Here is a 13,793-nt window from a genome sequence, read left to right as displayed (position 1 = left end):
TGCAAGGGCGTTAGGCATGAGCGTATTCCTTATCTGCGGCGAGGGCTTCGGGGCAGGCGCGGGTGAAGTCATAGTCCGGGAAACGGGCGCGCACCCAGTCGTCGTTATAGATCGTGTCCAGGTAACGTTCGCCGGCATCCGGAGAGATGGCGACCACGGTTGCGTCGGGATGAATCCGGTCTTTCCAGGCCATCACACCCGCCAGGACGGTACCGGTGGAGCCTCCGAACAACAGGCCATTCTCCCGGGCCATGTAGCGGCACATCTGGATGGTGTCGGCTTCTTTGATGCTCTCCATGGCATGCAGGCCGTCGGCGCGGAACAGAGGTGGCATCTGGCTCGAACCCAGTCCCGGAATGTGCCGTTTCCCCCCAGGCCCGCCAAACGTAACGGAGCCCAGGCTGTCGACGGCGATGATCTTGGTGTAAGGGCTGTACTTCTTGAAAAAATCGATGCACCCCATCAACGTGCCCGTGGTACCCGCGCCTACGAACAGGTAGTTGACCCGGGTGAAGCTATTGAAAATCGAACTCGCTGTGGTGCGGGCATGAGTTTCGGGGTTGGCCGGGTTCGAATACTGGTTGAGCCAGAGGCAGTCCGGATCGGCAGCGATTTTCTGCCGGACATAAGCGATGCGGGTGCCCAGGAAGCCGCCGTTGGAGTCCTTGGTGTCCACCTGGACGATGCGGGTGCCCAAGGCCGTCATCAATTTCAGATTGGACTGGGAGATATTCGGGTCGCACACGCAGATGAATCTGTATTTGCGCTCGGCACAGATCATGCTCAGGGCAACTCCCAGGTTGCCGGAGGATGACTCGATCAACGTTGTATTACGGTTGATCAGGCCTTTCTGTTCCAGGCTCAACACCAGGCCCAGCGCAGTTTTCATCTTGATCGAGCCGGCGGCGTTGAAGTAGTCCAGTTTCAAGGCACAACGAATACCCAGGCCTTTTACGGTCAGGAATACGTTGTCAAACACGATATCGGAGGAGGCGTTATACATGTCGACACCTTTGGGCGTTCAGAACAGTGAGTGGGTCAGGATGCCGGCGCGCATGGCCAGCAGAGAAAAGGACTGCCCCTCGCCGATGCCGTGGGAGCGCTCGGAAAGGCCATTGACGAAAATCGCGGGCCGGAATGACGGCGCAGTCGTCAACCTGTAGTTCTGCTCTACCTGTACACCGTTATCACTGCCCAGGCTCAGCCAAGGCTGTAGCTGGGACAAAAGTGGGGGAACGTAGTCTTGCTTGTAGCCTGTCCCCAGAAACACGTAGTCGGCCTCGACGCTACTGCGTTCAAGGGTGTACGGGTCACACGTATGCAGGATGAGCTTGTCCGGGGTTTGCGAAGCGGACTCAATGTGGGTGAAAATTTTCAATGCCAGCCGGGGTTGGTTGCTGACCAGGCCTTCATAGAATAATGAGTACAGCGCCTGGCTTTCGTCGACGTCGATACCGGAGTAATTGGTGGACTTGACCTCCTCGAGGATCATGGCCTTTTCGGCCTGCCCCAACTTGTGGAAATAGGCTACTCGATCCGGATGGAACGCCTGGTTGGGGAACTGGCCCAACTGGGCGATTTTGAAACCGCTGCTGCGGTGGATCGAGGTGACCTGGGCATTAGGGAATCGATTCAATAGATCGATAATGGATTCCCCCGCGCTCTGGCCTGAACCGACGACGGCGAAGGCCCAGGCGGCCTGGCGGTCAAGGCCCTCCAGGCTGCTGAGGTAGCGGGAAGTATGAATCACCCGGGCGCAGTCCATTTGTTCGAACTGGCTCGGGATATTGGGTGTACTGCCGCTGGACAGCACCAGGTTGCGCGTCAGGTACTGCCCCCTGGAGGTCATCACCAGCAGCAGCTGGATTTCGCCATCTTCCGTGACCGGCCGGATCTCCAGGACTTCTTCCTCATAATGCACATGAGAGGCGAAAGCCTTGCCGACCCAGGCGACATAGTCGGACCATTCATTGCGACTGGCCGGACGTCCCAGCAGGCCGAACTGATACAGCCGGCCATGTTCCTTCAGGTACATCGCAAATGAATGCCGGCTTTGCGGATTGCGCGGTGTGACCAGATCACGCAACAGATGGTGATTGATATCGGTGCCATCCAGTAGAAACTCCGGGTGCCAGGCACAGTTCGGGTGTTTATCCAGAAACAGGCACTGTCCCGTTTCCAGCGGTCGATGGGCGGCTTCTTCGAGCGCGCACGCCAGGGCGATGCCGGCGGGGCCGAAGCCGATATTGATCATGTCGTAGTAATCGGGAGTTCCTTGCATGGAGCACCTATGATCAAACGGAAGTGAATGGGATGAAACGTCGATTGCGTATTTTCCAAAGTGCCGCTCGGGCGAAACGGTTCTCGCCGTCACAGAACTGCACCTCACCGATGACGGTGTTGAATGTCCTGGTTTGCAATGCGTCGAGCGGCGGATCGCAATGGCTCAGGGCACTGGCGATTTGCAAGGCCGCCAGGCTTTCCAGGTAATAGGTCTCGCAGGTCGATAGGCCTGGGTCGGTTGCAGCCAGGCCAACGATGCTCAGATTGTCCAAAGGGGCGGCATGCTGGATGAACCAGCTCGAGAGCGCGTCGTCCGTGAGGTAAACGGGCCGGTGGCGATGGGCGCCCGGCAGTGCGTTGACATAGCGGATGCTGTTGTTCAGGCGCCCGCAATAAACCACGACCTCGGCATGGTCAAGTGACGAGACGACGCGCAGGGGAGAGCCGTCTAGAATCCCAGCCAGGCAGCGGGCCAGGGATTCACCGTGTTCGGTCGAGTCATGGGTGATCAGCACACTGGCGGCCGGGTCGTCTTCGAGCAGTTGCCTGGCCAGCAGCCCCATCAAATTGCTATCCGAAGGGCAGAGACGAAACGCATGCGTTATCCCTGTGACCAGATCCTGTTTGGTCGCCGCCGGGAGCAGCACTGCAATGCCTGCCGCCTCGTAGAGAGGCAAAGCTGCTCCCGCGGCGTCCGATGAGAAGTGTCCGACCACAATATCGGCCCCGCGGGCTATCAACTGCCGCGCGGCTCTGCGTCCGCCTTCGGGGCTGGCATCGTCGTCCTCGAAGATGAACCTCAAGCCCATCGTTTCGTGGGTATTTATGAAGCGATTGACCGCCGCCAGGAACGTGCGGGCGTGCACGGTTCTGGAACTGTCGAAAATTGCCGATACACCGATGCAAAAAGGCATGGCTGTCCCTCCCTGGACCTAGGTTCAAGACATGTAATGGTGTGGGTTATCGTTGTCGGGCCAGCATCTCGTAGAGGCGCGTAGCGATCGGGTATGCGTACTTGTATCCAACCCCATTGAGGCCGGTCGCCAACCAGATCCGGGAGTCCGGATATTGCGGACCCAGTCGCGGCAGACCCTGCGGCGTATAGAGGTCGGTCGCCAGATTTGTCGACAGCAGTGAATACTCGTCGGTGTCGCCGAACAGGCCCTGCAGCCGCTGTCGGCAGTCCTCGACCATGCGGTGCAAGTGCGTGGGATCCGCCTCGATCTCTGCCAGGCTCGGCCGGTTCGGTGTGCTGCTTTGCAGCAGCGTGTCGGACAGTGGGAGGGCATAAGTGCCGCCGACGAAATCGATGCACGGTAATGTGGGAACCGACGGCCCCCGGAACTTGAAGTACGGGATGGTGCGTACCTGACTGTCCTCCATGAGGCTGAGCGTCGGGCTGCTGGAGCCTGCCGCATTGATCACCTGGCCGGCCCGATACACGGCTTCAACGCCATGGATCTCAACGTGAGTACCGCGCTCCATCAAGCGCCGGACTTCGCAGCGCTCAATCAGGCAACCGCGCTTGCGAAACGTTGTGCGCAGCTCATTCATGGTCGACTGTACTTCGCTGACCGCGGCTGTGGCCTCGTAATAATACGCACCGCTGCTGGCGACTGGCCGACCCACGAGCTCTTGCGCTTCCTGAAGCGAGATCCACCGCACCGCAGCGTCACCGGTGGGCGGTGAGTCGGCGACCGACAGGCGGTAAAGCGCGCCAGTGACCGTCTCATGCCTGCGCAGGATAGACTCCACTTCGGTCTCGCCAGGCTTCAGGCCAACCACCTTGGCCAGTTGCGCCAGCTGCGCATTGGGTTCGAATGCGCGGCAGATGCCGCCTGTGTGAGCGGTAGCGCCGCCGTAGCCGCAACGCGTCCGCTCCACCAGCAAGGTATCGAAACCGCGCTCTGACAGCAGCGCGGCAATGGTCAACCCGACAATCCCGCCACCGATGACGGCTACTTCGAAGTCGCTGTTCATTGCGTGCTCCCTAGATGGAATAATCGAGGAAGTTGGCGTTCATCAGGTTATCCAGCACTACCGGTTCGTTGATCGAACAGCGCTTGTGTATCTGCCTGGACAAAGTCGGCGTGATCGGAGCACAGATGCATGAAGCCAGCGCCACCAAGTGGTACAGCGGTTGTTCCGCTTCCAGACGGGAATAGGCCATCTCGTAGAGCTCAACCGCCAGCAACGCCAGGTTTCGACTGGAAAAGCTGTCGGCGCCGGTTACCGCCTGCCAGCGGTTGTACACCTCGCACAGCAGCTTATGTTCACTGCGCTTCATTCCATCGAGCCAGAACCGTGGCGATTCCTGCATGGCTGCGACGGTGAGGTTTTCGAGTTTCTGCTGGTAGAACGCCTGGTGCCACTGAACGAATTGCGTTTCGACAAAGTCGCTCTCTTGCTCTTCGGGCGCCAGCAAGGCCATGTACAGGCGTACCGAGTCGGTGTCGTAGTCGCTGACCAAGTCACGGATCCAGATGGCGTGGTTGCGGCTGGTGGAAAGATTCAGGCCGTTGAGTTTCAAGAACATGTTGGTGTAGAGGCGCTGTTTTTTCTTCGCGTATTGAGTGCCCGCCAACAGGATCGGGTAGGCGATACCGTGGCTGTAGAGGCAGTCGTATCCGAGAAAGCTCACCAGTGTCGTTTGATCGTCACGCCAGAAGCTGTCGAACAACTCGGGGGTTTGCCGGCAGGCGGTGAAGTGCTCCCGTGTCGCGGCGATATAGCCCGCCATGCCCATGAACCAGGTGTGTGCCTTGCCCAGGTTGGGTTGGTCGATATCCAGGCCTGCGTCGCCATGGCGGGTAATCTGCCAATCCTGCGGTACAGGGGCCAGCTCACGGTCCACGAACGCCCGTGAATTGAGGCGTACCGCGCTTTCATCAAGCCAGGCCCGCAGCTTATGCACGTTCTTGCCGATGTTCAGATAGGCGTGTTCTTTTTCCACCCATTCGTGCTCGCCGCCGCAGAGTTTGCACTTGAAATTTTTCATGTACAGGTAGTTCGGTGCGCAAGCGCATTCTTCGCACTGGCTGGCATCCGAGTCCTGGCCGCAACTGCTGCACTGGCCCCGGCCGAAGGCTTCGTAGCCCCAGACGTTGCAGGCACGGCAAAATGGCGCCAGAACGGTTTTCTGGTAGATGTTGCGATCGTTGACACCCTGCCGATAGAGCTCCAGCACCACATCGCGAAAGCAGCTGTTATCCAGCGATCTCATCCAGTGATCGATTTCGATACCGGCCATTTGCAAGCTGATGTTGATCTTGGCGGTATTTTCCTCACCGATTACCGAAGGCTCGCGGCCTTGTTCCCGTCCCCGGCGCAGCATGTAGGACTGGTAGTCGTCGGAATAGGAAACCAACACGCATTCATGGCCTTTTTGCCGTTGACACCTGGTGAAAATATCGGCACTCAGAAACGGGCCGGCAAGGTGACCGATGTGCAAATCACCGTTGGGAGTAGGCGGGGTGATAGTGACGATGAATTTAGACATTCCCGGTCTCCAGGTGAGTGATATCAGCTTTCATGTAGTCACCCGCGATGAACTTGTCCCACCAGATCACGTAGAAGTGAAAGTCTTCGTCGCTGTCGTTGATGACATAGTGATTGGTGTGCTTGGGAATGGCGGCGACGTCACCGCTTTCAAACCGGTATTGCGTATCGCCAATGACCAGGCGGCCCGTCCCCTTGAGACCGATGAAGATTTCCTGATCAATCTGCACATGAGGTTCGCTTCGAGTGTGCGGCCTGACAACGCACCAACCCGCGGCAAACGGCATGGGGTAGCCGTCCCATGGCAGCAAGCGCTTTCCGTCCAGGTCGTATTCATGCACCAGCGCGGACCAATCCATTTTCCTGAAAATTTCAAAACCCATGGGCTTACCCTGCGAGTGGAGAAGTTCACTCGATGGTGTTTGCCGGGGGTTTTGTTGACAACGCAGATTTATTCAACGCAGGGTTAAGAAGGACTAAATCCAGGGGGGCGGCCAGGCAGTGCGCTGCCTGGCCGGGGGAGAAGTCAGAAAACGGTTTTCTTGAAGGGGCGGGCAGATACGCCCTGGTAGAACGAAACGATGGCGAGCGCCTGCACGATGACGGCCCCTGCCACTACGGCGGCGATGGCGTGATTCGAATCGGTGAAGGCGGATCGCACCAGGCCGAAAAATGCCGGGGCGAAAGCGTAGGTGGCTTGACTGATCGCGACCATCAGGGCGATCACTCTGGCGGTTTGTTCGCGGCTGAACTCGGTCTGTGCTATCAGCGGCGGCAAGGAGGTGGCATTGCCGATGCCCGAGCCGATCAGCACCACTGCTATCCAGGCTACCGTCGGATGAAGGTCCAGGCCGAGCAGCATCAGCGTGCCCAGCATCTGGATGGCATATCCCAGGCAGGCCAGTTGTCGGCGGTTCATGCCCTGAATCATCAGGCGTGCGGCGACGTATCGCCCGCCCATTGCGCTGGCGGTGGCCAGCCCCATGGCGAACGAGGCGTCATGCGCCCCCATCCGTCCCACCAGGATCGAGTACAGGTGTGCGATCAAGCCAATCTGGGCAAACAGCCCCAAGGACATGCCGGCTGCCAGGGTGCGGAAACTGGCCGACCTGAGTGTCTGCATTGCGGTCCATGGCGCGGCGCTGGGGCTGGTTGGCTCAGGGTCCGGCTGGTCGGCATTGTCGGGATGTTGCCCCAGGCTCCGTGGACTCTTGTTGAACACCAGTAAGGCGAAGGCGCCTATGAGCAGCACGGCGACGACGCTGATCACCAGCGCTGCCGTGGCAAAGCCGAAACGCTCGATCAACAACACCCACAGCGGCGAAAAGATCACGCCACCCATGCTGGCGCCGTTGTAGGCCTTGCCCAGGGCCTTGGGTCTTTCCTTGACGTACCACGGGGCGATCAAGCTGTTGACCGCCGCGGCGCCCAATGTCACCCAGCCAATACCCGAGCAGACGGCGCCGGCATACAGCAGCCATAGCTCGCTGGCCTGGGCCCAGATGTTTACACCGATGCCCAGGACGACGGTGCCCAGCAGCGTAATGGCGGGTATCCCGAAGCGTGCGTAAAGTCGTGGCAGGTTGGCGATGACAATCGTACCGCTTAGAAAATGCAAGGTCACCGCAGTCGAGACTTGGGCGATCGGCCAACCTGTGCGGTCCATGACGGCTTGCATGTAGATCGGCGGTCCATAGAAGCCGATCCCCCAACCGATAATCGCCAGGACGAACGTGCAGGCCAGTACGGTTTTTCCAAAAAAACGGGTGTTTGTCATTGCCATTTCCTCCCTGTTGGCTCATAGATTATGCGCTTGGCCGGTTCCTCACTTCGAGGTGCGTCGAACAATGGATGTCGTGCACCACGCGCTTTGGATTTAGTTTTTTTCACGCCTGGGTTTAATGCAAATCGATTTTCATCGAAGGGGCAGCGCTCATCATAGAGGTCGGAGGACTACACGATGATGCTGAACCAAGACCAACAGCGAGACCTTGAAAGCAGGCTGGCCAAGCTGAGGAAGAGTTTGCACCGGATTCCCGAACTCGCCTATGAGGAGTTGCGCACCGGCGATGTGATCTGCGAACAGTTGCAAGCACTGGGTATACCATTCATACGCGGCCTGGGCAGGACCGGTGTGGTGGGTTTCATCACCAAGGGCCAACAAGGTCCCTGCATCGCATTGCGTGCCGACATGGATGCCTTGCCCATCACGGAACACAATACTTTCGATCACGTATCCCAACATGTCGGCTGTATGCACGCCTGCGGCCATGATGGACATATGGCGATGCTGCTCGGAGGTGCCGAGCTGATCAGTCGTCATGTTGATTTCAACGGCACGGTGTGTTTGATTTTTCAGCCGGCCGAGGAGGGCCACTCGGGTGCGAAAGCCATGCTCGACGACGGGCTGCTCGAGCGTTTTGCGATCCAGGCGATTGCCGGCCTGCATAATTGGCCCTCATTGCCCGCCAACAGTTTTGCTACCCGTTCGGGCGCCATGATGGCGTCGAGCAACAAGTTTGAGATCCATCTTGAGGGCCGTGGCGGTCACGCCGCGCAGCCTCATACTGCGACTAACCCGATCATCGCCGCCGCGCAGCTTTGCTTGGGGTTGCAAACCCTGGTGGCGGTCGAGATCAATGCCTCTGAAAGCGCGGTGTTGACGGTGACCGAACTGCGGGCCGGCAATGGTTTTAATGTGATTCCCGATCACGTGTCCATCCGCGGCACCGTGCGAGCCTTCGACAGCCTGACGGTAGATCGGCTGGCAGAGGCGATCCAGCGGTTGAGCGAGGGGGTGAGCCTGGCTTTCGGTTGCCGATCCAGAGTCGAATTTCGACGCAGTTACCCAGCGCTGATCAACAATCCCTTCATGGTCGACCTGGCCCTAGAAGCAGCCCGGCAGGTTTTCGCACCACAGCACATCAATGCCATGGCCGAGACCACCATGGCGGCTGAGGATTTTGCTTTTTTCAGCGAGCGCGTACCGAGCGTCTTCGCATTTATCGGCTCGGCTCGCCAGGCAAATGAACCGCCACTGCATTCGGATCACTACGATTTCAATGATGCGATTTTGTACCCTGGCGCGACCTGGTTCGCCTCGTTTGCGCGCACGTGTTTTGCGGCCTTGAGTTCGGCCAAGGACCTGGGAGGTCATGCGAATGTTTCTGGTCAATGATAGTGAGTTTCAGAGCAGCCCGACCGAGGCAACCGACGGTGCCGTATTGATGTGGGAAGCATTGAGGGTGCAGGCGATGGCGGCTCTGTTGAATCGTCCGGGGCTTGGTTGCCTGCTCAGCGATCCGGTGTTCGAGTGCCCGGACCTGGGCTCGGGTATGGCCACTCGCATTGCGAGCTTGCTGGTCCCGCACGATGCCCGGGAGCATGATTGGGTGCGCGACGTGCTCCTCGGACTCAGTTCCAGCCGGGATCTTGCGTGTTGCATGGTGGCGGACCTGGAGGCGGTTATTTTGCGTGACCCGGCTTTTCAGAGCGAGCTGGAGGTTTTCCTGTTTGCCAAGGGCTATTCGGCGTTACAGACCTATCGCTTCGCTCATCTGCTGCTGCAGCAAGGATGTCGCCTGGAGGCGTTGTACCTGCAAGCCCGTTGCAATGTCGTCCTGGGAATCGACATCAATCCGGCATGCCGGATTGGCCGTGGTGTGCTGCTGGACCATGGTACCGGCATTGTGATTGGTGAAACGGCAGTCGTGGAAGATAACGTGTCCATATTGCAGGGTGTCACGTTGGGCGGCACTGGAAAGGAAAGTGGCGATCGTCATCCCAAGGTCAGGACCGGTGTGATGATTGGAGCAGGGGCGAAGATCCTTGGCAATATCGAGATCGGCGCCGGCTCCAAGGTGGGAGCCAACAGCGTGGTGCTTAAGGCGGTACCTCCCAGGACCACAGTGGTCGGGGTGCCGGCCAGCGGGGCGGGACAGCCCCGGCACGAACGACCCGCCCAGGAGATGGACCAGTCCATCGGTTAGCTATAAGAAACGGCGAGAAGACTGGCTTCTCGCCGGCGGACTTTCCCCGCGTCAAGGGCCGGTCAACGGGGATCAAATTCTTCCCTGATCATCCCGAAGGTTTCATAGCCAGGATGCTCCGACAGACAGGTGTAGGGGCTTTGCCAACCCTCCAGCCTGGCGATCCTGCCCAGCCACGCGATGACGGTTTCGGGCAGTTCCACCTGGGCCTGATTGCTCCAGAACAGGTAGCCGGCCAGGGAGAAGTCGGCGATCGACAGCTCGTCATCGAGGATGAAGCGCCGCCCATCGCGCAGCTCTTTGTCCAGCCGGCCGATATCTTCCTTGAAACGACCCTCCAGCCACTGCACCGCTCCTGGCGGGTAGTCATCCGGGAAGTAATTTCGGGCCAGCCGCAAATGCGGCAGGCACAGGCCGATCTTGTTGGCTTCCCACATCAGCCATTCCTTGCAAGAGACCGTGCCCCTGCGCCCGCTGCCACCAAACAGCCCCAGGGTATCGGCCAGCTCAATCAGGATGGCATTGGATTGCACGTAGTGCATCTGGCCGATGGTGACCAGCGGTACTTCACCAAAACGCTCCAGGCTGATCGATCTGAAAGGCTCGGGACGCGCGTCCCGCTCAATGAGAATGTCCACTTGTCGATAGGTATATTCCACCTTGGCGACATCCAGCATCAACTTGACCTTATAGCTATGTCCTGATTCCGGGTGGCCGTACAGTGTAATCGCCGTCATGGTTTCTGCTCCTCACGGGTATGGGTCATCCAGTGGACGTCGATCCAGCCGATCGGCGTATCGATTGCTTGGGGCCATAGGCCGATGTCCTTGAACCCCGCTTTTCGGTAGCAATTGATTGCCAGCAGATTCTCCTTCTTGACCCCCAGGTCGACCCGGGCCACGTTGTACCGGGCATACGCCAGTGCCAGAGCCTGGCGCAGGATAGCCTGGCCATGCCCTTTGCCCCGCGAGCCCGGGTCACCAATGAGGATCCGTGCAAAGCGCAGGGACAAGTGAGGCCAGATGTCCGAGAACTCGATGTGACCAATCAATTGTTCAGTATCCTGGTCGACCACGGCATACAGGCTGCGCCATGGGTAGCGCTCGCCGGCCTTGTCCAGATACCGTTGAAGCTGTTCTTTTTCCAAGGGATAGGTAAATGTGGCACCCGCCCAGAGGGACAAGGTCTGCGGACCATCGATCCACGAAATGACCGTGTCGAAGTCGCTTTCCTGGAAGGCTCTCAACGTAATATTCATGGCGATACCTCTGTAGCAACGCAAGTCAGGGACGAGTCATTTCGCTGATCAGGACGGTCGACAGATAACTGTCGTAGGTCTCGGCGCCACCTTCGCTGCCGTAGCCACTGTCCTTGATACCGCCGAACGGCGTTTCCGGCATGCCGAGGCCGTAGTGGTTGATAGAGATCATGCCGGCTTCCAGCCCCTCGGCGAGTTTGGCGCATTCGATTCGGTCCTCGCTGAATCCGTAGGCTGCCAAGCCATAGGGAAGCGCGTTTGCCACGCCGATTACGGTGTCCAGGTCATCGAAAGCAACGACCGGAATGACCGGGCCGAAAGGCTCTTCCTGCATCAATCGGGCGGTCGAGGGCACATTGGCAAGTACCGTTGGTTGAAAATAGTTGCCTGGCCTGTCTATCCGACCGCCGCCCATGACCAGACTCGCGCCACTGGCCAGGCTGTCGTCGACGAGGGCTTGCAGCCGCTCTACCTGGCGTGCGTTGCATAAGGGCCCCATTCGGGTATCGGGGTCCATGCCATCCCCCACCCGGACCTGACGGGTTTTTGCAACGAGGGCGGTCATGAATTCATCGATCACTGATTCGTGGACAAAAAATCTGGAAGGGGAGATGCAGATCTGTCCGGCGTTGCGAAATTTTGCATCCACCAACACGCTGCAAACCTTGTCGAGATCGCTGCTGGCGCAGACGATCACCGCGGCATGTCCGCCCAGTTCCATGCTGACCCTTTTCATCTTCGCCCCTGCCAGGGCCGCGAGCTTTTTCCCGACGGCGATGGAACCGGTGAAAGAGACTTTGGCGACCTTCTCAGAGTTGATCAGATAGTTCGAAATCTGCTCAGGATTACCCCAGACCAAGTTCAGACAGCCGTCAGGTAGCCCGGCTCGTTGAAAGATATCAGCGAGCGCCGCGACGGCCGCAGGCGCTTCTTCAGGCCCCTTGAGAATAAGCGTGCAACCGGCCCCCAAGGCTGCACAGATCTTGCGAATGGCTTGGTTGAAGGGGAAGTTCCAGGGGGTAAATGCACAGCACACACCCACCGGTCGTTTAACCACGGATTGACGAACCTTGGGATTTCGAGCCGGCACCAATCGTCCATACACTCGCTTGCATTCTTCGGCATGCCATTTGGCGTGTTCGGCGCAGAACCGCACTTCAGCCATTGCTTCAGCCAATGGTTTGCCCTGGTCCAGGGTCATCAACGCCGCGATGGATTCCACTTCGCTCAAAATGATGCGATAGGCTTCGTAGAGCACCTTGCTACGCTCTTCGGCGCTGGACGTTTTCCACTGTGCAAATGCTTGTGTGGCGGCGTGCAGGGCACGGTCGAGGTCGTCCTGGTCAGCGCAGGCCAGGCGCCCAAGCGTTTGATGGGTACTGGGGTTGATGATGTCCAGGCATGCCTTGTCCCCTTCGGGGTAGAGCCATTCGCCATCGATGAACAAGCCTATGTCCTTGTACATATGATCTCCTTGCTATGTCTGCTCAGTCCCCGGACCAGGCGTTGTCGATGATGGTCTTGTACTGCTGTACCGAGAGGATCTGCGGGTTTGTCCGGGCGGTGGGGTCCGCGGCTGCCAGGGCGGCCACGAGGTCGGCGTCGAACGGCTGGTGAATGATGTCGCGCAGATGGCGGGGAATACCGAGGTTTGCCAGAAACCCCTTGAGCCACGCCATGAAGGATTCGTAGCCTGGCTGCGCCAGGTTCAGGATTTCACTGAGCCGCACCAGCTTGGCTTCGATGACGGGACGGTTGTAGGCGACCACATAAGGCAATAACACGCCATTGGTAAGGCCGTGGTGGGTGCCATATGCACCGCCGATGGAGTGACTGATGGCGTGGACCGCCCCCAGACCCTTGTGAAAAGCCACGGCCCCCATCAAGGCTGCCGCGCTCAAGTAGCAACGCGCCTGGAGATGATTTGCGTCCCGGACCGCAACGGGCAGCCAGTCCTTGATCAGTCCCATGCTCTGCAGCGCGATGCCGTCTCCCATGGGATGGAAGCTGGTGGCGCAGTAAGCTTCGAAAGCATGGGAAAACGCATCGATGCCCACGGCCGCGGAAATCGCCGCTGGCACCGTCAGGGTCAAGGCGGGATCGACGATAACCAGGCTGGAAAGCATCTTGGGATGGAATAGCAACCGTTTGCGGTTTTCCAGTTTATCCAGTAGCACCGCAGCCCGGCCAACCTCGGCCCCGGTGCCCGCCGTGGTGGGCACGCTGATAATCGGCGGCACGTTGGAGTTGGCGGCTTTCCAGAGATTGGGCAAGCTTTCGAAAGACCAGGTCGGTTTGGTTTGTACGGCCATGAAGGCAATCGCTTTCGCCAGGTCCAGGGCGCTGCCGCCACCGATCCCGACAACCAGATCCCGGGAATGCTCATTGAACGCAGCGATGCCTTGCTCGAGCATTTCGGTATCCGGGTCGGAGCGGAAGTTCGAGAAAATCCTGAGGTCAATGCCCGCCTGCGTGCAGCGCTCCAGGGCACCCAGAACAAGCGGATGCTCCAACAGTATTTGATCGATCACCACCAACGGTCGGTGTTTGCCCAGGAAGACACAGCCATTGACAAGCTCATGGATCCGCTCAACCCCAAACCAGATCGGTGTGGGGTAGCTCCAGTCGGCATTGAATTGCTGCGCATTGAATGTGGGGTTGTTCATCTGCATGGTGTTCCTCCTTTCGACCTTTTTAGGTCGCTCGCTAGGGGGATACAACGCACAAAAGCTGAAGCTTCGGTTTAGAAAAAATGACCTTTGGAG

13 protein-coding genes are annotated in these 13,793 nt (G+C 58.8%); 2 read left to right on the top strand and 11 right to left on the bottom strand.

The window, feature by feature from the left end:
• Window positions 1-10: 10 nt before the first annotated feature.
• The 7 genes from sbnA to J3P96_RS16480 form a co-directional block, all read right to left on the bottom strand.
• Window positions 11-1,003, bottom strand: a complete 993-nt coding sequence (gene sbnA, locus J3P96_RS16510) for a 2,3-diaminopropionate biosynthesis protein SbnA (protein WP_434652407.1) — start codon at window positions 1,001-1,003, stop codon at window positions 11-13.
• Between the two features lie 18 nt (window positions 1,004-1,021).
• On the bottom strand, window positions 1,022-2,281 hold the full coding sequence (locus J3P96_RS16505; protein ID WP_434652405.1) for a SidA/IucD/PvdA family monooxygenase: 1,260 nt from the start codon (window positions 2,279-2,281) through the stop codon (window positions 1,022-1,024).
• Between the two features lie 13 nt (window positions 2,282-2,294).
• Window positions 2,295-3,197 (bottom strand): ABC transporter substrate-binding protein, encoded by a 903-nt coding sequence (locus J3P96_RS16500; RefSeq protein ID WP_434652403.1) that lies wholly within the window; start codon window positions 3,195-3,197, stop codon window positions 2,295-2,297.
• Between the two features lie 46 nt (window positions 3,198-3,243).
• Window positions 3,244-4,263, bottom strand: a complete 1,020-nt coding sequence (locus tag J3P96_RS16495) for an FAD-dependent oxidoreductase (RefSeq protein ID WP_434652401.1) — start codon at window positions 4,261-4,263, stop codon at window positions 3,244-3,246.
• A 10-nt stretch (window positions 4,264-4,273) separates the two neighbouring features.
• On the bottom strand, window positions 4,274-5,782 hold the full coding sequence (locus J3P96_RS16490; RefSeq protein WP_434652399.1) for a methionine--tRNA ligase: 1,509 nt from the start codon (window positions 5,780-5,782) through the stop codon (window positions 4,274-4,276).
• Window positions 5,775-6,164, bottom strand: a complete 390-nt coding sequence (locus J3P96_RS16485) for a cupin domain-containing protein (RefSeq protein WP_434652397.1) — start codon at window positions 6,162-6,164, stop codon at window positions 5,775-5,777. The genes J3P96_RS16490 and J3P96_RS16485 overlap by 8 nt, the downstream gene beginning before the upstream one ends.
• A gap of 143 nt (window positions 6,165-6,307) precedes the next feature.
• On the bottom strand, window positions 6,308-7,558 hold the full coding sequence (locus J3P96_RS16480; RefSeq protein ID WP_434652395.1) for an MFS transporter: 1,251 nt from the start codon (window positions 7,556-7,558) through the stop codon (window positions 6,308-6,310).
• A 183-nt stretch (window positions 7,559-7,741) separates the two neighbouring features.
• On the opposite strand from J3P96_RS16480, the gene J3P96_RS16475 reads away from it, so the two are divergent.
• Together J3P96_RS16475 and cysE are read left to right on the top strand one after the other, a co-directional pair.
• Window positions 7,742-8,959 carry an amidohydrolase gene (locus tag J3P96_RS16475; protein WP_434652393.1) on the top strand — a complete coding sequence of 406 codons (1,218 nt, stop codon included), beginning with the start codon at window positions 7,742-7,744 and terminating at the stop codon, window positions 8,957-8,959.
• A gap of 49 nt (window positions 8,960-9,008) precedes the next feature.
• On the top strand, window positions 9,009-9,770 hold the full coding sequence (gene cysE / locus J3P96_RS16470; RefSeq protein ID WP_434658216.1) for a serine O-acetyltransferase: 762 nt from the start codon (window positions 9,009-9,011) through the stop codon (window positions 9,768-9,770).
• 62 nt (window positions 9,771-9,832) lie between these two features.
• Here the strand turns inward: cysE and J3P96_RS16465 are convergent, their stop codons facing one another.
• The 4 genes from J3P96_RS16465 to J3P96_RS16450 are packed head-to-tail and all read right to left on the bottom strand — an operon-like array spanning window position 9,833 to window position 13,700.
• Window positions 9,833-10,507 (bottom strand): glutathione S-transferase family protein, encoded by a 675-nt coding sequence (locus J3P96_RS16465; protein ID WP_434652391.1) that lies wholly within the window; start codon window positions 10,505-10,507, stop codon window positions 9,833-9,835.
• Window positions 10,504-11,028, bottom strand: coding sequence for a GNAT family N-acetyltransferase (locus tag J3P96_RS16460; protein ID WP_434652389.1), 525 nt, complete (start codon window positions 11,026-11,028; stop codon window positions 10,504-10,506). Before J3P96_RS16460 ends, J3P96_RS16465 begins: the two co-directional genes overlap by 4 nt.
• A gap of 25 nt (window positions 11,029-11,053) precedes the next feature.
• Window positions 11,054-12,493 carry an NAD-dependent succinate-semialdehyde dehydrogenase gene (locus J3P96_RS16455; protein WP_434652387.1) on the bottom strand — a complete coding sequence of 480 codons (1,440 nt, stop codon included), beginning with the start codon at window positions 12,491-12,493 and terminating at the stop codon, window positions 11,054-11,056.
• A 22-nt stretch (window positions 12,494-12,515) separates the two neighbouring features.
• The gene (locus tag J3P96_RS16450) at window positions 12,516-13,700 is read right to left on the bottom strand and encodes an iron-containing alcohol dehydrogenase (protein WP_434652386.1); all 1,185 of its coding nucleotides are present in this window, start codon (window positions 13,698-13,700) and stop codon (window positions 12,516-12,518) included.
• Window positions 13,701-13,793 lie beyond the last annotated feature (93 nt).

This window comes from Pseudomonas sp. R3-56 (assembly GCF_051132075.1).
Taxonomy (GTDB): domain Bacteria; phylum Pseudomonadota; class Gammaproteobacteria; order Pseudomonadales; family Pseudomonadaceae; genus Aquipseudomonas.
The sequence above is the reverse complement of the archived record's forward strand: the minus strand, read 5'-3'. Positions and strand labels throughout refer to the sequence as shown.

Coding starts and splice junctions, on each gene's coding strand:
- sbnA (WP_434652407.1), bottom strand. CDS start 1,003: ATGTATAACGCCTCCTCCGATATCGTGTTTGACAACGTATTCCTGACC.
- J3P96_RS16505 (WP_434652405.1), bottom strand. CDS start 2,281: ATGCAAGGAACTCCCGATTACTACGACATGATCAATATCGGCTTCGGC.
- J3P96_RS16500 (WP_434652403.1), bottom strand. CDS start 3,197: ATGCCTTTTTGCATCGGTGTATCGGCAATTTTCGACAGTTCCAGAACC.
- J3P96_RS16495 (WP_434652401.1), bottom strand. CDS start 4,263: ATGAACAGCGACTTCGAAGTAGCCGTCATCGGTGGCGGGATTGTCGGG.
- J3P96_RS16490 (WP_434652399.1), bottom strand. CDS start 5,782: ATGTCTAAATTCATCGTCACTATCACCCCGCCTACTCCCAACGGTGAT.
- J3P96_RS16485 (WP_434652397.1), bottom strand. CDS start 6,164: ATGGGTTTTGAAATTTTCAGGAAAATGGATTGGTCCGCGCTGGTGCAT.
- J3P96_RS16480 (WP_434652395.1), bottom strand. CDS start 7,558: ATGACAAACACCCGTTTTTTTGGAAAAACCGTACTGGCCTGCACGTTC.
- J3P96_RS16475 (WP_434652393.1), top strand. CDS start 7,742: ATGATGCTGAACCAAGACCAACAGCGAGACCTTGAAAGCAGGCTGGCC.
- cysE (WP_434658216.1), top strand. CDS start 9,009: ATGTGGGAAGCATTGAGGGTGCAGGCGATGGCGGCTCTGTTGAATCGT.
- J3P96_RS16465 (WP_434652391.1), bottom strand. CDS start 10,507: ATGACGGCGATTACACTGTACGGCCACCCGGAATCAGGACATAGCTAT.
- J3P96_RS16460 (WP_434652389.1), bottom strand. CDS start 11,028: ATGAATATTACGTTGAGAGCCTTCCAGGAAAGCGACTTCGACACGGTC.
- J3P96_RS16455 (WP_434652387.1), bottom strand. CDS start 12,493: ATGTACAAGGACATAGGCTTGTTCATCGATGGCGAATGGCTCTACCCC.
- J3P96_RS16450 (WP_434652386.1), bottom strand. CDS start 13,700: ATGCAGATGAACAACCCCACATTCAATGCGCAGCAATTCAATGCCGAC.